Source organism: Pseudonocardia abyssalis (assembly GCF_019263705.2).
Lineage (GTDB): Bacteria > Actinomycetota > Actinomycetes > Mycobacteriales > Pseudonocardiaceae > Pseudonocardia > Pseudonocardia abyssalis.
On sequence record NZ_JADQDK010000001.1, the window covers coordinates 226,298 to 245,992 of the forward strand.

Sequence of the window (19,695 nt, forward strand, 5' to 3'; positions counted from 1 at the left end):
CGCTGCCTGGATCAGTGGATGTGCGAGCGCCAGTCGGCGGGCACCCGTCCGGCGGGGCCGGGCGCGGTCTGGTCCGCGGGGTGGTGCAGCGGGGGAGCGAGCTCGGGTCCGTCGGCCGCGGTGCCCGTCGCGTAGTCCCAGAACCAGTCCTCGCCCGGCTCGTAGCTGCGGACGACCGGGTGCCCGGTGGCGTTCCAGTGTGCGGTGGCGTGCTGGGCGGGGGAGGAGTCGCAGCAGCCGACGTGGCCGCACTGCGCGCAGCGGCGCAGGTGCACCCACCAGCCGCCGGCCGCGTCGCAGTCGAGGCAGCCGGGGCCGCTGGGCGGGATGCTCGGGTCGATGGTCGTCACCGGGCCATCATGGACCTCCGGGACGGTCAGTGTTGACCGTTATGCTGTACCCGCCCTAACCTGCGCACATGGACCGACACCACTGGCTGCGTCGCATCGAAGAGCTCGACCCCGTCGCCGACGCCGTCGAGATCTACGGGATCAGCGCGACCCACGAGTTCCCGTGGGACTACAACCAGTCGCTGTCGTTCGCGCTGTTCCGCACCTACGCGGTGCCGAGCATCGGGCGCCTGCTCGCGGAGACCGGCGAGTTCACCGAGCGCGTGCAGAAACGCTACGACGACACCACGCTGATCCTCGACGCCGTGCTGGAGCACGGGCACGCCAGCCCGCAGGGCCGTTCGGCGATCCGGCGGATGAACCAGATGCACGGCGCGTACGACATCTCCAACGCCGACTTCCTCTACGTCCTGGCCACGTTCGTCGTCGTGCCCATCCGGTGGATCGACGACATGGGGTGGCGGCGCCTCTCGGAGCACGAGCGGATCGCTGCCGCGCACAACTACCGCGAGCTCGGGAAGCTCATGGGGATGAAGGACATCCCGGAGACCCACCGGGAGTTCGCGACCTACATGGACGACTACGAGCGCGAGCACTTCGGCTACGACCCGGGCGCCCGCGCCGTCGCCGACGCCACGCTCGGGCTGTTCGCGACGTTCCCGCCCAACCACCTCGCCCCGGAGAAGGTCGTCACCCGCTTCTCCTACGGCCTGATGGACGACGCGCTGCGCGACGCCTTCCGCTACCCCCGCATCCCGGCCTGGGAGCAGCGCGCGGCCCGGGCCGCGGTCCGGGCCCGCAGCGCCGTGGTGCGGCGGATGCGGCCGCGGGAGGAGCCGAGGTTCGCTCGCGAGCTCCCCAACGTCCGCAGCTACCCCGACGGCTACGACGTCTCGACCCTGGGCACCTTCCCCCGAGGCTGCCCGGTCCCGCACGGCCCGTCCTGACCACTCCGCGAGTGTGCCGCCGCCCGGCGAGTGTGCGGTTGCCGCCCGGTACGCGGGCGGCCGCCGGTACCGCTTCGGCACACCCGCCGGGGTGGATCGGAGGAATCGCGGTCAGGGGGGTGGGGGGCCGGTCGTGGTGCCGATGCGCAGCGCCACCGGGAGGAGGGTGTCCTCCGGGTGCAGGCCGTCGGCCAGGTCCATCGCCGCCTGCGCCGCGCGCCGACCCTTCTCGTCGGTCGGTTGCACCACCGTCGTCAGGCGGGTGGCGCCCAACCAGGGGAGGTCGGCGCCGTCGAACCCGGCCACGCTGACGTCGCCCGGCACCTCCAGCCCCAGCTCCGCGGCCGCCTGCAGCACCCCGGCGGCGAGGATGTCGCTCTGCGCGATCACCGCGGTGGGCCGTCGGGCCGCGGGGACGTCGAGCAGGACGCGCCCGGCGTGCACGCCCTCGTCGACGGCGTTGCTGGCCGTCTCGAACGCCGGCACCGCTCCGAAGACGTCCTCGACGCCCTCCAGTCGGTGCCGCACGTCGCGGTAGTGGGCGCGGCCGCGGCGGGCGCCGTCGACGGGCCCGCGCCGCCCGTCGAGCCGCAGCGGCATCGCGACGACCTCGACGCGGTGGTGCCCGAGCCCGTGCAGGTGGCGGGCGAGGTCGGCGGTGCCGGAGCGGTCGTCGATGTCGACGAGGACCACCCCGGCCACCGCCGGCCCCTCGACGGCGACGACGGGCACGCCGCGGGTGAGCAGCAGGTCGAGCGCGGGGTCGTCCTCGAGACCGCAGGTCGCGAAGATCGCGGCGTCGAGCGGGATCCGGGCGATCTGCGCGGTCGACGGGCGGCCGGTGTCGCCGGCGAGGAGCAGCAGTCCGACGTCGTGTGCGCCGAGGACCTCGGTGATGCCGTCGAGCAGTTGGACGGCGACCGGGTCGCGGAACGCGTAGAGCAGGCGCTCGCCGACGAACGCCCCGATGACGCCGCTGCGGCCGCGGCGTAGGGAGGCCGCGATCGGGTCGGGGCCGGCGTAGCCCAGCTCGGCGGCGGCCGTCAGCACGCGCTCGCGGGTCGGTGGGGCGACCCGCGGGCTGCCGGAGAACGCGAGTGACGCCGTCGACGGCGACACCCCGGCGCGCGCGGCCACGGTGGCCAGGGTCGGGCGGGCGCTCACGGGGGGAACGGTAGTCCGACGGCGAGTTGCACCGCCGCCACCACGGTCGCCGCGCTCCAGACGAGCGTGCGCAGGAGGTTGGCGCGCAGGAGACGGCGCAGGTCGCGGCCGGTCTCGAGCCGGTCGTGGGCGGGTACGGCCCCGGCCACCGTGAGCACGACACCGGCCGCGGCGAGCACCGCGAGCGGAGCGAACTCCCACGGCGACGCCAGCAGCAGTGCCCCGACGGACACCCCCTGCACGAGCCACGGCGGCCCGACGACCCAGCCGATCCGCCGCAGGTGCTGGCGGTGGTACGCGGGCCACTCCGCCGGTCCGACCAGCGCGAACGCCGGGTAGACGACCACCTGCACCACCCAGCCGACGCCCGCGAGCACCGCTGTGGAGACGAGGTGCAGCTGTAACCAGGTCACGCCCGACCCTATCCGTGGCGTACTCTCGTCCGCGCATCGAATCGATTCGACGGGAGCATGTGGTGACGACCGAACTGCGCCGGGCGCGCAACGCGGTGGTGGTGGCCTTCGCCGTGAACGGGCTGGCGTTCGCGTCGTTCATCAGCCGCACCCCGGCGATCGCGGACGGGCTGGGCCTCACGACCGCGCAGCTCGCGCTGATGCTGCTGTGCCTCTCGGTGGGGTCGGTCGCCGGACTGCCGCTGGCCGGCCCGCTCGTCGCGCGGCTGGGCCCGGGTCGATCGGTGCTCGCCGCGGCGCTGACCGAGACCGCCGGCCTCGCGAGCCTGGCCACCGGGCTGCTCACCGGGACGGTGCTGCCCGCCGCGGTTGGCCTCGTGATCACCGGTCTCGGCACGGGCGTGTGGGACGTCGCGATGAACGTCGCCGGGGCCGAGGTCGAGCAGCGCCGCGGCCGCACCCTGATGCCGCGGCTGCACGCCGCGTTCAGTGTCGGCACCGTCACCGGGGCCGGGATCGGCGCGGCCACCGCGGCCACCGGCGTCCCGCTGGCCGCCCAGATCGTCGGCGTCGTCGTGTTGATCCCGATCGTCATGACGGTGGCCGTGCGCGGGTTCCTCCCGTCGACCCCCGCCCCGACGAAGGCCGAGGGCGGCAGCGGGGTGCTCGCGGCCTGGCGCGAGCCGCGCACGCTGCTGATCGGCGTGCTCGTCCTGGGCTTCGCGTTCACCGAGGGGTCGGCCAACGACTGGATCGCCTACGCGCTGGTCGACGGCTACGGGTCGAGCGAGACCGTCGGCGCGATCGCGTTCGGCATGTTCGTCACCGCGATGACGATCGGGCGCACGTTCGGCGGCTCGGCCCTGGAGCGCTTCGGGCGGGTCGTGGTGCTGCGCGCCGCGGCCGGGCTCGCGCTGGTCGGGCTGCTGCTCGTGCTCGTCGGGGGGTCGGTGCCGGTGGCACTGGCCGGTGCGCTGCTCTGGGGTCTCGGTGCGTCACTGGGCTTCCCCGTCGGGATGAGCGCGGCCGCCGACGATCCCGCGATGGCCGCGGCGCGGGTGTCCGTCGTCAGCTCGGTGGGGTACACGGCGTTCCTGGCCGGGCCGCCGCTGATCGGCCTGCTCGCGCAGGACGCCGGCATCCTCAGGGCCTTGTTCGTCGTGCTCGGTGCGCTGATGATCGGCCTGCTGGCCACCGGGGCCGCGCGGCCTACTGGAACGACACGAACACCGGCGGAACCGGCCCGACCCCGAGGGTCTGCTGCGGGCTGAACATCGGCGTGTCCTCGTCGTAGAAGTTCTTCCAGCCCCAGTCGACGCCGGCCGGTTCGCCGTCGTGCAGCGCCGCCCAGGTGCCGAGCTTCTCCCCGGGCACGCCGAAGCCGTCGGCGTGCAGGAGCACCGCGAGCTCGTCGCGCGAGGTGTCGAGGCGTTCGCGGCCCTGGATCATCGAGAGCCGGAACTGGTGCACCATCAGCAGCTTCTGGGGCAGCGCGTCGTCGCGGGTCAGGTCGGCCAGCCAGGTGCTCACGGCGTTGATCTCCTCGACGCCGACTGCCCCGATCTGCTGCGACGGCCGCTCGTCCGGCCCCAGGCGCCACTCCGGGTCCAGTGCGAGCCCGACGTGCGGCTGCGTGAGCAGGTCGGCGTAGCGCCGGGCCTGGGTGAGGAAGTCGGCGCGGCCGGGCTGCAGGTCGAGGACGACGTACACGCCCGCCTCGCGCGCCGCGTCGACCCACGGCCGCAGGAACTCCACGGTCGCCTCGGAGCTGAAGTCGCCGTCGGGGCCGGGTCCGGCGTCGGCGACGGTGCTGATCAGCTCGAACGCCGGCACGACGGGCTGGTCGGACACCGGCTGGTACTCCGCGGCCAACGCCTGCGCCCGCGCGATCGACTCCGGGATGCCCTGCTCCCCGAGGACGCCGAGCGCGGGCACGCCGGGGTGGCCGTAGAGCGCGACCATCCGGTGCCCCGGGAACAGCACCTGCCCGCCGCCGGGCAGTGCCGACCCGCCTGCCGCGACGTCGAGCCGGGCCGAGAGCCGCTCCGCCGGTCCGAACCCTTCGCCGAGCGCGACGACGTGGGCCGGGCGCGGGTCCAGACCGGGCGGCGGCGCGATGCGGGGGTCGGGATCGGTGACGGCCTCGACGCGCGCACCGGACGCCCGTGCGGTGGCTGCGGCGGGGGAGGTGGGGTCGACGGTCAGGACCAGGACGTCGCGGGCCGGCGGGGCCGTCACGTCGGGGTCGTCCGCGGTGACGACGCGCCCGGACGCGGCCACCCACGCCTCGGCGCCCGTCCCGACCGGCAGGACCGTCGTGGCGCCGAGCCGGTCGAGCTCGGCCGACGGGTCACCGGTGAGCAGCAGCGGCACCCCGAGACCGGTGGCCCGTTCGCCCGCCTCGGCCTGCGCCGCCGGGTCGTCGGCGGCGGCGAGCACGGCGAGCGGTGACGACGCGAACAGCGTGGTGCTGGTGTCCGTCGCGAGGGCGGCGGGGTCGCCGTCGAGCACCGTCACGGCGTAGGCGGGCTCGCTGACCTGCGGCGCCAGGGCCGGTGGCGGCGGACTCACCGTGCACCCGGCGAGCAGCACGACCAGTGCGGCCACCCATCCGTGTCGTGCCCGGCCACCCGTCGGCGTGCTGCGTTCCCCCACCTGACGCCACACTAGGTGATGTCCGGCGCCCCGGCCGGACGGCCGATACCGTCGCGCCATGGGGGATCTGACACTGGACGAGGAGCTGTTCCTGATCTCGCGGGACCCCGAGTCGGGCCGCGACCGCAGCACCGTCGGCATCGACGTGCCGCTCGCCGGAGCGGTGCTGATCTCGCTCGCCGTGGCCGCCGCGATCACGCTGCAGGACGGGCGGGTGGTGCCGCACAAGTACGCGTCGCTGCCGCGGGCGCACCTGCAGGACGCGCTGGCGCTGCTGGCCGAGTCGGACCGGCCGCGCAAGCCGAGCCACTGGCTGAACCGGTTGCCGCGCAAGCTCTCCCTCCAGGAGACGATCGGCGTCGGGCTGGCGGAGCGAGGCATCGTGCGCGACGAGCGGGTGAGCTTCCTCGGCGTCACCGTCAGGCGCTTCCCGGACGTCGGACCCGAGCCGCGCTCCTCGCTGGAGGGGCTGGTGGCGGCAGCGCTGACCGGTCGTGAGCCCGACCCCGACCCGCGCACCCGGCTGCTCGCGGGTCTGCTCGGGCCGGCCGATCTGGTGAAGAAGCTCGTCGAGCGGTCGGAACGGCGGGACGCGCGGAAGCGGGCCACGGCGTTCACCGAGGAGACCCCGCTGGGCGGGGAGGTCGCCGAGGTGGTGGCCGCCGCGCAGTAGGCGGTGATGATCGGGGTGGTGGCGGCGTCGGTCTCCGGCGCCGGGGCCGACGGGGGTGGTGGCTCCTAGGGGACGGGGACGTTCCACCGACGCCACAGGGCGAGGACCCGCAGCCCCGCCACCAGCACCGCGGCGGCCAGTGTGACCGGGAGCTGGGGAAGCCCGAGGCGGTCACCGACGACGACGACGGCAGCGCCCGCTGCCGCGGCCAGCGCGTAGATCTCGCGGCGCAGGACCGTCGGGATCTCGTTGAGCAGCAGGTCGCGCAGCACACCGCCGCCGACGCCGGTGATCACCCCGACCAGTGCCGAGGTGATCGCCGGCGCGCCCGTGCCCAGTGCCACCGCGGTGCCGGTGGTGACGAACAGCGCAAGCCCGAGTGCGTCGGCGAGCTGCACCCCGCGGCGCAACCGCGCGACCGCCGGGTGCCAGCGGAACACCAGCAGCGCGACGACCGCCGGCACGAGCAGGTAGGGCCACTGGCGCAGCGTCGAGGGCGGGGTGATGCCGAGGAGGAGGTCGCGCACGATCCCGCCGCCGAGCGCGGTGACGGCGGCGAGGACGACGACCCCGAACACGTCCAGCCGGGCGTGGACCGCGGCCAGTGCGCCGGAGGCGGCGAAGACGGCGACACCGAGTAGGTCGAGGACGACGAGCACGGGGCGAGCCTAGATCCGCGACTCGCGGGCGTGAGAACAGCGACTCGCGGGATGGGGTGCGGGGTCAGGGGGTGTGCAGGGCGGCGGGGAGGGTGCGGGCGGCCTCGGTCAGGCTCGGGCCGTACCAGGTCAGCAGCCTGCCGCTGACCAGCGCGGACGGGACCCCGGGGAACGCTTCGGGTCCGTCGTCGGCGGTGAACAGGTACGGCTCGTCGGGGAGCACGGCGAGGTCGTGCGCGGGGAGTGCGGCGGGGTCGAACTTCGGGTACCGCTCCGGGTCGTCGCCCAGCACGTTGTCGACGCCGAGCCGGGCCAGCAGCGCCCCGGTGAACGTGTCGGACCCGACGGCCATCCACGGCTTGCGCCAGATCGGGATCACCGCCCGCCGCCGCCGCGACGGGACGGGGACCGCCGCCCACGCCGCCTCGGCCTCGTCGAGCCAGGCCGGCCGGCCGAGTCGGCACGCCGCGAGCATGCGGGCGAGCGAGCCGAACGCGTCATCGAGCGTGCGGATGTCGGTGACGTAGACGGCCACCCCGGCGGCGCGCAGCGCGTCGAGGTCCGGGACCCGGTTCTCCTCCTGGTTCGCCACGACGAGGTCCGGTCGCAGGGCGACGATCGCGTCGACGTCCGGGTTCTTCGTGCCCCGGATCCGGGCGGCGTCGAGGTCCCCGGGGTGGGTGCACCAGTCGGTGACGCCGACGAGCAGGCCGGGCGCGGTGGCCGCGACGGCCTCCGTCAGCGAGGGGACGATCGACACCACTCGTCCCACGGTGTCCGATACGTCCACGTCGGTCCCGAGGTCATCCACAGCCACCCGGGTGACCCTACGGGGATGGCGCGTGACGACCGCGTTTCCGGTCGCCGCAACCTCTTGACAGCGGGCCGGGTGCGCAGCGACCGTTGTTGCGCCAGGTGCACCCCGTTCCGTACTGCGCTTCCGGAGCCCTCATGATCTACGTCTGCGCCCTCGCCGACCTCCAGCCCGGCACGGCCCGCCGCCTGCCCCTCACCCCGCCCGTCTCGGTCTTCCACACGACCGACGGCGAGCTCTACGCCATCGACGACACCTGCACCCACCAGGACGCCTCGCTCGCCGACGGCTGGCTGGAGGGGTGCGAGGTCGAGTGCCCGCTGCACGCGGCGATCTTCGACCTGCGCACCGGCGAACCGGACGGCCTGCTCGCGCGCCGCCCGGTGCGCACCCACCAGGTCGTGATCGACGCCGACGCCGTCTACGTGCTGGTCGCGGCCGACATCACGCTCGACGTGGCGTCGTGACCCCGCGCGTCGTCGTCATCGGCGCCGGTGTCGTGGGCGCCGCCGTCGCCGACGAGCTGACCGCACTGGGCTGGACCGACGTCACCGTCCTCGACCGCGGCGAGCTCCCGCTCCCGGGCGGCTCGTCGTCGCACGCCCCCGGCCTGGTGTTCCAGACCAACCCGTCCAAGACGATGGCAGGCCTCGCGCAGTACACCGTCGAGAAGATGACGGAGCTGGGCGCGTTCAACCCGGTCGGCGGCCTGGAGGTCGCCATCACCCCGGAGCGACTGCTCGACCTGCGCCGCCGCCACGGACTCGCGCAGAGCTGGGGGATCGACTCCCGACTCGTCGACGCCGACAAGTGCGCCGCGCTGCACCCCCTGCTGCCCGCGCGCCACGACGACGGACACAGCGTGCTCGGCGGCTTCCACACCCCCACCGACGGCCTGGCGAACGCCCCCGGCGCCGTCGCCGCGCAGCTCGCCCGCGCCACCGACCGCGGAGCGCGTGTCCTCGGCGGGCACCGCGTCCTGGAGATCCTCACCGAGCACGGCCGCGTGACCGGCGTCCGTACCGACCACGGCGACGTCCCGGCCGACCGCGTCGTGTCCTGCACCGGCTTCTGGGGCCCGCAGACCGGTGCGCTCGTCGACCTGGCTATCCCACTGCTGCCGATGGCGCACCAGTACGCCACCACGACGCCGCTGCCCGAGCTGGCCGGCGCCACCCGCGAGGCGAGCGCGGTGATCCTGCGCCACCAGGACCGCGACCTCTACTTCCGCGAGCACACCGACCGCATCGGCATCGGCTCCTACGCCCACCGCCCGATGCCCGTCGACCTGGGCGACCTGCCGACCGAGACATCGCCCGCCCACCCGATGCCCAGCAAGCTCGACTTCACCGTCGAGGACTTCGCCCCCTCCTGGGGCGACGCGCGCGCTCTGCTGCCGTCGCTGACCGAGGTCGAGCACGGCTTCAACGGCATCTTCTCCTTCACCGCCGACGGGATGCCGCTGATCGGCGAACATCCTGCGGTTCAGGGCTTCTGGGTGGCCGAGGCCGTCTGGGTGACGCACTCGTGCGGCGTCGCGCGGGCCGTCGCGCGCTGGATCGTCGAGGGGGAGCCGGGCGTCGACCTGCACGAGGCCGACCTCGCCCGCTTCGAGGAGCCGCAGCTCGCCCCCTCCTACGTGCAGACGCGGAGCGAGCAGAGCTTCGTCGAGGTCTACGACATCATCCACCCGCTCGAGCCCCCGGTGCGGCCGCGGCCGCTGCGCGTGAGCCCGTTCCACGCCCGTCAGGTCGAGCTCGGCGCGGTGTTCACCGAGGGCGCGGGCTGGGAGCGGCCGCTGTGGTTCGAGGCGAACGCCGACCTGTCCGAGGTCGGCCGGATCCCCGGGCGCGGGGAGTGGGCGTCGCGGTTCTGGTCGCCGATCGCCGGTGCCGAGGCGCTGGTCACGCGCGAGCGCGTCGCGATGTACGACATGACGCCGCTCAAGCGCCTCGAGGTCTCCGGCCCCGGTGCCCTCGACCTCCTCGACGGCCTCACGACGAACGACCTGCGCAAGAAGCCGGGTGCCGTCACCTACACCCTGCTGCTCGACGGGAACGGCGGCGTCCGCAGCGACCTCACCGTCGCCCGGCTGGCCGAGGACCGCTTCCAGGTGGGCTGCAACTCCAACCTCGACCTCGACGTGCTCGCGCGCGCGGCCGGGGACGACGTGCAGGTCCGCGACATCACCGGCGCCACCTGCTGCATCGGGCTGTGGGGTCCGAGGGCGCGCGACGTGCTCGCCTCGCTCACCACCGACGACGTCTCGCACACCGGTTTCGGCTACTTCCGGGCGCGGCGCATCCACGTCGGCGAGGTGCCGGTCACCGCGATGCGGCTGTCCTACGTCGGCGAGCTGGGCTGGGAGCTGTACTGCAGCGCCGAGTTGGGGCTGCGGCTGTGGGACCTGCTGTGGGCGGCCGGGCAGGAGCACGGCGTCATCGCGGCCGGGCGCAGCGCGTTCAACTCGCTGCGGCTGGAGAAGGGCTACCGCTCCGCGGGCACCGACATGACCACCGAGCACGATCCGTACGAGGCCGGCATCGCGTTCGCGGTGAAGCCCCGCGCGGAGGTGCAACCGGCCCGCCGGCTCGTGCCGCTGCTGCTGGAGGACCCGGCGCACGTCGTCATGGGCAAGGAGCCGGTGTTCCACGCCGGGGCCTGCGCCGGGTACGTCACCAGCGCGGCCTACGGCTACACGATCGACGCCTCCATCGCCTACGCCTGGCTGCCCGCAGCGGCGGCGTCGCCGGGCACTCCGGTGCAGATCGAGTACTTCGGCGAGCGCCTCGCAGCGGTGGTGGCCGCCGAGCCCCTGTTCGACCCCGAGATGAAGCGGATCCGGTCGTGAGCGCCGCCGCCGACGAACTCCTTCCCGCGGAGGCGAAATGAACACCGTCGACGTCATCGTGGTCGGCCTCGGCGGGATGGGGTCGGCCACCGTCCGCCACCTCGCCGCGCGCGGGGTGCGGGTGCTGGGGCTCGAGCAGTTCACCCCGGCGCACGACCGCGGTTCCAGCCACGGCGGCTCGCGGGTCATCCGCCAGTCCTACTTCGAGGACCCGGCCTACGTCCCGCTGCTGCTGCGCGCCTACGAGCTGTGGGAGGAGGCGGAGAAGGACGCGTCGGTCGACCTCCTGACACTGACCGGCGGTCTCTACCTCGGCCCGGAGCAGAGCACGACCTTCGCCGGGAGTCTGCGTGCGGCACAGGAGTGGGACCTCCCGCACGAGGTGCTCGACGCCGACGCGGTCCGCACCCGCTTCCCGACGATCACCCCGGCCCCGGACGAGGTGGCCGTCTACGAGCAGCGCGCCGGCTTCGTCCGCCCGGAGGCGACGGTCGCCGCGCACCTCGACCTCGCCGCCCGCGACGGCGCCGACCTGCGCTTCGGGCAGCAGGTCCTCGACGTCACCGAGGCGGGCGACGGGGTCACCGTCCGCACGTCGGACGGCACGTTCACCGCCGGGCACGTCGTCGTCAGCCCGGGGGCGTGGGCGCCGTCGCTGCTGCGCGACCTCGGCCTGCCGCTGCGCGTCGAGCGCCAGGTGCAGTACTGGTTCGCGCCGCCGGGCGGGGTGGAGCCGTTCGTCGACAACCCGGTGTACGTCTCCGAGCAGGCCGGGGGAGCGCAGATCTACGGCTTCCCCGCGATCGACGGGCCGCGCGGCGGGGTGAAGGTCGCGTTCTTCCGCCGCGGCACCGACGCCGACCCCGACGCGCTCGACCGCGTCGTCACCGACGCCGAGGTCGACGAGATGCGCGCGCGCGTCGCCGACACGCTCCCGAGCCTGGTCGGGCCGCTGGTGCAGGCCGTGCCGTGCATGTACACGACCACGCCCGACGAGCACTTCGTGATCCGCCGCCGCGACCGCGTCACGATCGCGTGCGGGTTCTCCGGGCACGGCTTCAAGTTCGTGCCGGTGATCGGGGAGATCTGCGCCGACCTCGCGACGACCGGCTCCACCGCCCACCCGATCGGACTCTTCGACCCGGAGCGCCTCACGTGACCGCCGTCCAACCGTCGCTGATCACGACGCTCCCCGGCTCCGCGTACACCGACGCGACGCTGTTCTCGCTGGAGCAGGAGCGGATCTTCGAGCAGACCTGGACCTGCGTCGCGCTCGCCGCCGACCTCACCGGGCCCGGCGCGTTCCGGACCGTCACCGTCGGCCGCGAGTCGGTGGTGCTCGTCCGCGGCCGCGACGGGGCGGTCCGCGGGTTCCTCAACGTCTGCCGCCACCGCGGCGCGGCGCTGTGCACCGAGGAGTCCGGGCAGCTGCGCCGCAACCTGCAGTGCCCGTACCACGCCTGGACCTATTCGCTGTCCGGCGAGCTGATCGCCGCCCCGAACCTCACCACGATGCCCGACGTCGACCGCGCCGAGTACGGCCTGCACGTCGTGCACCTGCGGGAGTGGCTCGGGTACGTGTGGGTCTGCCTCGCGGCCGACCCCCCGTCGTTCGACGACGACGTGATCGGCGAGGTGGTGACGCGCCTGGGCGACGTCGACTCGATCGACCGCTACGACGTCGGTGCACTCGTGCTCGGCCGCCGCATCCGCTACGACGTGGCGTCGAACTGGAAGCTCATCGTCGAGAACTTCATGGAGTGCTACCACTGCGCCACGATCCACCCGGAGCTGACCGAGGTGCTCCCGGAGTTCGCCGACGGCTTCGCCGCGCAGTACTTCGTGGGCCACGGCGCGGCGTTCGCACCCGACGCACAGGGCTTCACGGTCGACGGTCGGGCGGGGGCCGACCGGCTCCCGGGGATCGCGGAGGACCAGGACCGCCGCTACTACGCGATCACGATCAAGCCGCAGGTGTTCGTCAACCTGGTGCCCGACCACGTGATCGTGCACCGGATGACGCCGCTGGCCGCCGACCGCACGGTCGTCGAGTGCGACTGGCTCTTCGCCCCGGGGGTCACCGAGATCGACGCGAGCGTGGAGCTGTTCCACCGCGTCAACCAGCAGGACTTCGCCGCGTGCGAGCGCACCCAGCCCGGCATGGGAAGCCGCGCGTACCGCAACGGGGGAGTGCTGGTGCCCAGCGAGCACCACATCGGCGAGTTCCACCGCTGGGTCAGCGACCGCCTCGCGTGAGATGACGGTCAGCGTCGTCCGGCCGTGATCGAACAGCGCTGACCGCCATCTCACGACGAGTTGTCGCGAATCGCCACGGGGTGTGGGGGTGGTTCGTGATGCTCTTCGGGTGTCCGTGCCGGGGTGGCCCGCCGTGTTCCGGGGGTCGGGTGCGGTCTCGGCCGGTCTCGTCACGCCGGGGCGGTTGCGGGGGCCGGGGTTCGTGCGGCTCTTCCCGGACGTCTACGCCCCCGCCGGTGACGGTCCGCCGGACCTGGCCCTGCGGTCGACCGGTGCGTACCTGTTCGTGGGGGCGCGGTGTGGTGGCGGGGTACTCCGCCGCGGAGCTGCTCGACGCGTCCTGCGGCCCCGTCGGCGCGCCGGTCGAGATCACGGTGCCCGGTGGCGGCGTCCACCCGTGCCCCGGCCTGGTCGTGCGGCGCGACCGGCTGCTCCGCAGCGAGGTCGTGCGGGTGGCCGACGTCCCGGTGACGACGCCGCTGCGCACCGCGTACGACCTCGCGCGCACCCGCGCGGATCTCGTCGACGCCGTCGCCGCGGTCGACGCGCTGAGCCGGGTGGGGAGATTCGCCCCCCAGGAGGTGCTGCGGTGGGCGGAGCGCTACCCGCGGGCCCGGGGGAGACGCCGCCTCCCGCGCGTGGTGGACCTCGCCGACCCGCGGGCGGGATCGCCGATGGAGACGCGCCTGCGGCTCCTGCTGGTGCTGCGCGGGCTGCCGGGGCCCGAGGTCCAGTGGGTGGTGCAGGACGAGCGCCGCCGCCGGGCCGTCCGGCTCGACCTCGCGTACCCGGAGCGGCGCATCGGCATCGAGTACGAGGGGGCCGAGCACACGAGACCCGAGCGCGTGCTGCGCGACGTCGGCCGCGGCACGGACCTGGTCGACCACGGCCGGCGCCTGTACCGCTTCACGAAGTACGAGGTGTACGGCGAGCCCGACGAGGTCGTCGCGAAGATCGAGCGGGCGCTCGGCGCGTGAGATGACATCCAGCGCTGCTGCACGCGGGCCGAACAGCGCTCAGTGGACCCTCACGCGGCGTACCAGCCCATCCGCTTGGAGATCTCGTCCGCCCCCCGGACCAGGGGGGCCGTCAGCGTGGCGAGGCGGTCCTCGTCGAGGCGGTAGGCCGGGCCGCTCACGCTCAGGGCCGCGATCACGTTGCCGCTGCGGTCGTGCACCGGGGCGGCGACGGCGTTGAGGCCCGTCTCGTACTCCTCCAGCGCGACGGCGTACCCGGAGGCACGGACCTTCGCGAGCTCGCTCTCCAGGGCGTCGATGGTGGCGGTGCGGGGGGTCAACCGCTCCATGCCGGACGCGGTGAGCAGCGCGGTCCGGTGCTCGGCGGGCAGGTGGGCGAGCAGGATCTTGCCGCTGGACGTGCAGTACAGCGGGGTGAGGCGGCCGATCCAGTTGTGCGTGGAGACCGTCGACGGGCCGAGCGCCTGGTCGACGTTGACCGCCCAGTGCCCCTGGAGCACCGCGAGGTTGATCGTCTCGCCCATCTCCGACGCCAGCCGGGAGCAGACGGCGCGGCCCTGCCGGGTGACGTCGAGGCGGTCGGAGACGGCACCGGCGAGCGGGATCAGGCCGAACCCGAGGCGGTACTTGCCCCGGTCCTCCGCCTGCTCGACGAGCCCGCGCCCCTCCAGCGCACCGAGGAGGCGGAACGCGGTGGACTTGTGCACGTCGATCTCCGCGGCCACCTCGCTGACGCCCGCCTCACCGCGTCTCGCGAGGATCTCCAACACGCTGATGGCCCGATCGACGGACTGGACGCCCCCATCCCGAGCAGCAGTGTTGCCCATGGCGAAACTATAAGCACCAATCCGAACCGAGTGCTTGACGTGGCGGCGCGGGTGAGGACGATCAACGCGTGCCCAGCCTCTTCATCGACGGAAAGTGGACCGCCGGCACCGGCGGTACCGACGACGTGATCAACCCGTTCGACGGGAGCGTGGTCGAGACGGTCGACCAGGCGGGCCCCGACGACGTGGCGCGCGCGGTCGCCGCCGCGCGCGCCGCCTTCGACACCGGACCGTGGCGGACGACCCCGGCCCCCGAGCGGGGCGCGCTGCTGCGGCGGATCGCCGACCTGCTGGTGCGCGACAAGGAGTCCATCGCCCGCACCGAGACCCTCGACACGGGCAAGACGATCGTCGAGTCCCGCATCGACGTCGACGACGTCACCGCGGTGTTCCGCTACTACGCCGACCTCGCCGACAAGGACCCCGGCCGGATCGTCGACGTCGGGCAGGCGAACGTGCTGTCCCGCGTCGTGCACGAGCCGGTGGGCGTCTGCGTGCTGATCACGCCCTGGAACTACCCGCTGCTGCAGCTGTCCTGGAAGCTCGCGCCCGCGCTGGCCGCCGGCAACACGTGCGTGATCAAGCCCAGCGAGGTCACGCCGCTGACCAGCGTGATCCTGGTGCGCCTGTGCGAGGAGGCCGGGGTGCCGCCGGGCGTGGTCAACATCGTGCTGGGCAACGGCCGCGACGTGGGCGCGCCGCTGACCGAGCACGCGGGAGTCGACATGGTCAGCTTCACCGGCGGGCTGACGACCGGGCAGGCGATCATCCGCGCGAGCGCCGCCACCGTGAAGCGGGTCGCGGTGGAGCTGGGCGGGAAGAACCCCAACATCGTCTTCGCCGACACCCCGATCGACCTCGCCGCCGACTGGGCCCTGACGGCGGTCTTCCTGCACGCCGGGCAGGTGTGCTCGGCGGGGGCGCGGCTGATCGTCGAGGAGTCGATGCACGACGAGCTGGTCGCCGAGATCGGGCGGCGCGCGGAGCTGATCCGGCTCGGCGGCGGGCTCGTCGAGGGCACCGAGTCCGGGCCGATGGTGTCCGCGGCACAGCGCGAGAAGATCGAGCGGTTCGTCGCCGACGCCCTGGCCGACGGGGCGCGGCTCGTCGCGGGCGGGAAGCGGCCCGACGAGCCCGAGCTGCAGGACGGGTTCTTCTACCGGCCCACCGTGCTCGCCGACGTCAGCCGGGACTCCCGGGTGATCCGGGAGGAGACGTTCGGGCCGATCCTCACCGTCGAGACGTTCCGCACCGAGGCGGAGGCGATCGCGCTCGGCAACGACACCGAGTACGGCCTCGCCGGAGCGGTCTGGACCCAGGACATGGCGCGTGCGCACCGCGTCGCCGGGGCCCTGCGCCACGGCACGGTGTGGATCAACGACTACCACCCCTACGTCCCCGCTGCGGAGTGGGGCGGGATGGGGTCCTCCGGCAACGGGAGGGAGCTCGGGCCGACCGGGCTGGCCGAGTACCAGGAGCACAAGCACATCTGGCACAACACCGCGCCGGCTCCGATGCGGTGGTTCCGAGGAGAGGAATCATCATCATGAGCACGAGCCAGGACGACGGGATGGCCGAGTTCGGCTACTCCCAGTCGCTCGACCGCAGCATCGGCAAGTTCGCCAGCTTCGCGGCGGGTGTCAGCTACATCTCGATCCTCACGGGCACCTTCCAGCTCTTCTACTTCGGCTACGCGTTCGGCGGGCCGGCGTACTGGTGGAGCTGGCCGATGGTGTTCGCGGGCCAGATCACCATCGCGCTGTGCTTCGCGGAGCTCGCGGGGCGCTACCCGGTGGCGGGGTCGGTCTACAACTGGTCCAAGCGGCTCGGGCGGCCGGTCACGGGCTGGCTCGCCGGCTGGATGATGTTCACGGCGTCGGTCGTGACGCTCACCGCGGTGGTGCTGGCCTACCAGATCACGCTGCCGCAGATCTGGAGCGGCTTCCAGCTCGTGGGCGACGGCACCGGCGAGACCGACTTCGCCATCAGCGCCGTGATCTGGGGAGCGATCCTCATCGCGTTCACCACCGCGGTCAACGCGTTCGGTGTGAAGCTGATGGCCCGGATCAACAGCGCCGGGGTGTTCATCGAGCTGGTCGCCGCCGTGCTGCTCATCGTGCTGCTCGCCGTGAACATCGTGAACCCGCCGACGGTCCTGTTCGACACCCAGGGCCTCGGCGAGGACAGCGGGCTCGGTTACCTGGGCGCGTTCCTGGTGGCCGCGCTGGCCAGCGCGTACGTCATGTACGGCTTCGACACCGCCAGCTCGTTGGGGGAGGAGACGGTCGACCCGCGCCGCACCGCGCCCACCGCGATCCTGCGGGCCGTCATCGCCTCGTTCGTGATCGGCGGACTGATCCTGCTGTTCGCCATCCTCGCTGCGCCCGACCTGGCCGACCCGGCCCTGGGCACCTCCGCCGGCGGCCTCCAGCTGATCGTCCTGCAGGCGCTGGGCAGCACGCTGGGCAAGGTCTTCCTCGTCACCATCGTCATCGCGGTCACCGTCTGCGCGCTCGCCGTGCACACCGCCGGCATCCGGCTGATGTTCGCGATGGCCCGCGACAACGCCCTCCCGGCGGGCGCGACGCTCGCGAAGATCGACCCCAAGCGCAAGACGCCCGTCGTCCCGGCGGTGCTGATCGGCGTCGCGTCGGTGCTGATCCTGGTGGTCAACATCGGCACGCCGAAGATCTTCACCGCGGTCACGAGCGTCGCGATCATCATGATCTACATCGCGTACCTGCTGGTCACCGGACCGATGCTGATGAAGCGGCTGCGGGGCGAGTGGCCGGACGCGGGAGGGGGCACGGGCTACTTCTCGCTCGGCCGGTTCGGTCTCCCGGTCAACATCGTCGCCGTGCTGTGGGGCGGGGTGATGGCGCTGAACCTGGCGTGGCCGCGCGAGGAGGTCTACGGGGAAGGGGCGCTGGCCTACATCGCGTTCATCTTCATCGGCTCGGTCATCGTGATCGGGCTGGCCTGGTACCTGATCCGCGGCCGTCACCACATCGGCACGCTGCCCGAGCACATGGCGAAGAACCTGGAGCAGGCCCCATGACCCCGTGCGCGGATATCGTCGCCAGGGCAACCGTGTCCGCGCAGGACCCCCGGAGGGGCAGATGACCGACACGTTCGACTACGTCGTCGTCGGGGGCGGGTCGTCGGGCTGTGCGCTCGCGGCGCGGCTGTCCGAGGACCCGGCCGTCACCGTCGCGCTGCTGGAGGCCGGGCCGTCCGACGTCGACGACCCGGCGATCCTGCGGCTCACCGACTGGATGGGCCTGCTCGACTCCGGCTACGACTGGGACTACCTCGTCGAGCCGCAGGAGCACGGCAACTCCTTCCTGCGCCACGCGCGCGCGAAGGTGCTGGGCGGGTGCTCGTCGCACAACTCGTGCATCGCGTTCTGGACCCCTCGCGAGGACCTCGACGAGTGGGCGGCCTCCGGCTGCGAGGGCTGGTCGGCCGACGAGTGCTGGCCGCTGCTGCAACGCCTGGAGACCAACGACGGGCCGTGGCAGGGGCACGGGCGCTCCGGGCCCGTCAACCTCATGCAGATCCCGCCCGACGACCCGTGCGGCGTCGCCGTGCTGGAGGCGGCGGCGGGCGTCGGGCTGCCGACGGTGCGGTTCAACGAGGGGCACACCGTCACCGACGGTGCGGGGTTCTTCCAGATCAACCAGTTCCCCGACGGCACGCGCGCGTCGGCGTCGGTGAGCTACCTGCACCCGATCCTGGGGACCCGGACCAACCTCTCGGTGATCACCGGGGCGTGGGCGTCGCGTGTGCTGTTCGACGGCAGGCGGGCCACCGGCGTCGAGTACCAGCAGGACATCGGACCCGGCCGGCGCACCGTGACCGCGCGCCGCGAGGTGATCCTCTCGACCGGTGCGGTCGACACCCCGAAGCTGCTCATGCTCTCGGGCATCGGGCCGGGGGAGCACCTGCGCGAGTTCGGGATCGACGTGCTCGTCGACGCCCCGGGCGTCGGTGCCAACCTCGACGACCACGTCGAGGGGCTGGTCATGTGGGAGGCCGCGCGGCCGATGGTCACGCGCTCCACGCAGTGGTGGGAGATCGGGCTGTTCGCCCGCACGCGGGACGGCCTGGACCGGCCGGACCTGATGATGCACTACGGCTCGGTGCCGTTCGACCTGAACACGGTGCGCTGGGGCTACCCGACGACCGACAACGGCTTCTGCCTGACGCCGAACGTCACCCGCGGCCGGTCACGGGGCACCGTGCGGCTGCGCAGCCGCGACTTCCGGGACCGCGCGCGGGTCGATCCGCGGTACTTCACCGACCCCGAGGGCCACGACATGGCCGTGATGCTGCACGGCGTGAAGCTCGCGCGGCGGATCGCCGAGCAGCCCGCGCTCGAGGAGTGGATCACCCGGGAGCTGACGCCGGGGCCCGAGGCCGTCACCGACGCCGACCTGGCCGACTACATCACCAAGACCCACAACACCGTCTACCACCCGGCGTGCACGGCGAAGATGGGGCCGGACTCCGATCCCCTCGCGGTCGTGGACCCCCAACTGCGGGTGCGCGGGGTGGAGGGGCTGCGGATCGCCGACGCGTCGATCCTGCCGTTCCTGCCGGCGATCAACCCCAACATCACCTGCATGATGGTCGGGGAGAAGGCCGCGGACCTGCTCCGTGCCTGACCCCTGGGCGCGACAGGACGCGCTCGCCCGCTCCACCACCGCGTGGGGTGCGGCGAGCGTCGCGGCCGGGCTGGGTCTCGCCGCGGCCCGGCGCGGGCCCTGGGCCACCGCATTCGGGTTGCAGAACGCCGGGTGGGGGGCGGTGGACCTGGCGGTCGTCGTGGTCGCCGGACGGCTCAAGGCCCGCCGGATGGCGCGCGTCCCCGATCCGCACGCACCGACGGCACTGGCCGCCGAGTCCCGGAAGCTGCGCCGGGTGCTCCTGCTCAACGTCGCGCTCGATGCCGGGTACGTCGCGGGTGGCGCGGCGCTGTGGCGGTGGCGGCGCGGGCGACCCGGCCCGGCGGGGGCGAGCGCCGGGATCGTCGTCCAGGGCGCGTTCCTGCTGCTGCACGACGCCCACCACGCCTACTGGTCGGGTCGCCGGTGACACGCACGGCGA

Annotated in this window: 19 protein-coding genes; 12 read left to right on the forward strand and 7 right to left on the reverse strand. The window is 73.4% G+C overall.

The features are described 5' to 3' along the window. Window positions 1–11: 11 nt before the first annotated feature. Window positions 12–350, reverse strand: coding sequence for a UBP-type zinc finger domain-containing protein (locus I4I81_RS01150; protein ID WP_218604036.1), 339 nt, complete (start codon window positions 348–350; stop codon window positions 12–14). A gap of 68 nt (window positions 351–418) precedes the next feature. On the opposite strand from I4I81_RS01150, the gene I4I81_RS01155 reads away from it, so the two are divergent. After that, window positions 419–1,297, forward strand: coding sequence for an oxygenase MpaB family protein (locus I4I81_RS01155; RefSeq protein ID WP_218604037.1), 879 nt, complete (start codon window positions 419–421; stop codon window positions 1,295–1,297). A 111-nt stretch (window positions 1,298–1,408) separates the two neighbouring features. Here I4I81_RS01155 and I4I81_RS01160 read toward each other — a convergent pair whose 3' ends face one another. Beyond that, window positions 1,409–2,461, reverse strand: a complete 1,053-nt coding sequence (locus I4I81_RS01160; RefSeq protein ID WP_226363673.1) for a LacI family DNA-binding transcriptional regulator — start codon at window positions 2,459–2,461, stop codon at window positions 1,409–1,411. After that, entirely contained in the window at window positions 2,458–2,874 is a 417-nt protein-coding gene (locus I4I81_RS01165; protein WP_218606007.1) for a hypothetical protein, read from the reverse strand. The genes I4I81_RS01160 and I4I81_RS01165 overlap by 4 nt, the downstream gene beginning before the upstream one ends. A 62-nt stretch (window positions 2,875–2,936) precedes the next feature. On the opposite strand from I4I81_RS01165, the gene I4I81_RS01170 reads away from it, so the two are divergent. Next, a complete protein-coding gene (locus tag I4I81_RS01170; RefSeq protein ID WP_226363674.1) occupies window positions 2,937–4,145 on the forward strand; it encodes an MFS transporter in 1,209 nt (402 codons plus the stop codon). Here I4I81_RS01170 and I4I81_RS01175 read toward each other — a convergent pair. Further along, complete coding sequence (locus I4I81_RS01175; protein WP_218615730.1) at window positions 4,084–5,529, reverse strand: hypothetical protein; 1,446 nt, start codon at window positions 5,527–5,529, stop codon at window positions 4,084–4,086. The two genes, I4I81_RS01170 and I4I81_RS01175, sit on opposite strands and share 62 nt — an antisense overlap. Window positions 5,530–5,587: 58 nt before the next feature. Here I4I81_RS01175 and I4I81_RS01180 point away from each other — a divergent pair, with 58 nt between their 5' ends. After that, window positions 5,588–6,202, forward strand: coding sequence for a GOLPH3/VPS74 family protein (locus tag I4I81_RS01180; protein ID WP_218615731.1), 615 nt, complete (start codon window positions 5,588–5,590; stop codon window positions 6,200–6,202). 65 nt (window positions 6,203–6,267) lie between these two features. Here I4I81_RS01180 and I4I81_RS01185 read toward each other — a convergent pair whose 3' ends face one another. Continuing rightward, window positions 6,268–6,861 (reverse strand): trimeric intracellular cation channel family protein, encoded by a 594-nt coding sequence (locus tag I4I81_RS01185; protein WP_218615732.1) that lies wholly within the window; start codon window positions 6,859–6,861, stop codon window positions 6,268–6,270. Between the two features lie 64 nt (window positions 6,862–6,925). Next, entirely contained in the window at window positions 6,926–7,621 is a 696-nt protein-coding gene (locus tag I4I81_RS01190; RefSeq protein WP_372478335.1) for a helical backbone metal receptor, read from the reverse strand. Between the two features lie 191 nt (window positions 7,622–7,812). Here I4I81_RS01190 and I4I81_RS01195 point away from each other — a divergent pair, with 191 nt between their 5' ends. The 5 genes from I4I81_RS01195 to I4I81_RS01215 all read left to right on the forward strand — a co-directional run bounded on the left by I4I81_RS01195 (window position 7,813) and on the right by I4I81_RS01215 (window position 13,759). After that, window positions 7,813–8,142, forward strand: coding sequence for a bifunctional 3-phenylpropionate/cinnamic acid dioxygenase ferredoxin subunit (locus I4I81_RS01195; RefSeq protein WP_218606388.1), 330 nt, complete (start codon window positions 7,813–7,815; stop codon window positions 8,140–8,142). Continuing rightward, window positions 8,139–10,526, forward strand: a complete 2,388-nt coding sequence (locus tag I4I81_RS01200) for a GcvT family protein (RefSeq protein ID WP_218615734.1) — start codon at window positions 8,139–8,141, stop codon at window positions 10,524–10,526. Before I4I81_RS01195 ends, I4I81_RS01200 begins: the two co-directional genes overlap by 4 nt. Before the next feature lie 37 nt (window positions 10,527–10,563). Further along, window positions 10,564–11,685 (forward strand): N-methyl-L-tryptophan oxidase, encoded by a 1,122-nt coding sequence (gene solA, locus I4I81_RS01205; RefSeq protein ID WP_218601895.1) that lies wholly within the window; start codon window positions 10,564–10,566, stop codon window positions 11,683–11,685. Beyond that, window positions 11,682–12,782, forward strand: a complete 1,101-nt coding sequence (locus I4I81_RS01210) for an aromatic ring-hydroxylating oxygenase subunit alpha (protein WP_218601894.1) — start codon at window positions 11,682–11,684, stop codon at window positions 12,780–12,782. Before solA ends, I4I81_RS01210 begins: the two co-directional genes overlap by 4 nt. Before the next feature lie 272 nt (window positions 12,783–13,054). Next, window positions 13,055–13,759 (forward strand): type IV toxin-antitoxin system AbiEi family antitoxin, encoded by a 705-nt coding sequence (locus I4I81_RS01215; RefSeq protein ID WP_218601893.1) that lies wholly within the window; start codon window positions 13,055–13,057, stop codon window positions 13,757–13,759. A gap of 50 nt (window positions 13,760–13,809) precedes the next feature. On the opposite strand, the gene I4I81_RS01220 is transcribed toward I4I81_RS01215, so the two are convergent. Next, window positions 13,810–14,586 (reverse strand): IclR family transcriptional regulator, encoded by a 777-nt coding sequence (locus I4I81_RS01220; protein ID WP_218601892.1) that lies wholly within the window; start codon window positions 14,584–14,586, stop codon window positions 13,810–13,812. A gap of 68 nt (window positions 14,587–14,654) precedes the next feature. On the opposite strand from I4I81_RS01220, the gene I4I81_RS01225 reads away from it, so the two are divergent. The 4 genes from I4I81_RS01225 (at window position 14,655) to I4I81_RS01240 (ending at window position 19,683) form a co-directional block, all read left to right on the forward strand. Next, window positions 14,655–16,136: an aldehyde dehydrogenase family protein gene (locus I4I81_RS01225; protein WP_218601891.1), complete on the forward strand. Its 1,482-nt coding sequence runs from the start codon at window positions 14,655–14,657 to the stop codon at window positions 16,134–16,136. Beyond that, a complete protein-coding gene (locus I4I81_RS01230; RefSeq protein WP_218601890.1) occupies window positions 16,133–17,644 on the forward strand; it encodes an APC family permease in 1,512 nt (503 codons plus the stop codon). The genes I4I81_RS01225 and I4I81_RS01230 overlap by 4 nt, the downstream gene beginning before the upstream one ends. Before the next feature lie 61 nt (window positions 17,645–17,705). After that, on the forward strand, window positions 17,706–19,253 hold the full coding sequence (locus tag I4I81_RS01235; RefSeq protein WP_218601889.1) for a GMC family oxidoreductase: 1,548 nt from the start codon (window positions 17,706–17,708) through the stop codon (window positions 19,251–19,253). Next, window positions 19,246–19,683 carry a DUF6992 family protein gene (locus I4I81_RS01240; protein WP_218601888.1) on the forward strand — a complete coding sequence of 146 codons (438 nt, stop codon included), beginning with the start codon at window positions 19,246–19,248 and terminating at the stop codon, window positions 19,681–19,683. Before I4I81_RS01235 ends, I4I81_RS01240 begins: the two co-directional genes overlap by 8 nt. Window positions 19,684–19,695 lie beyond the last annotated feature (12 nt).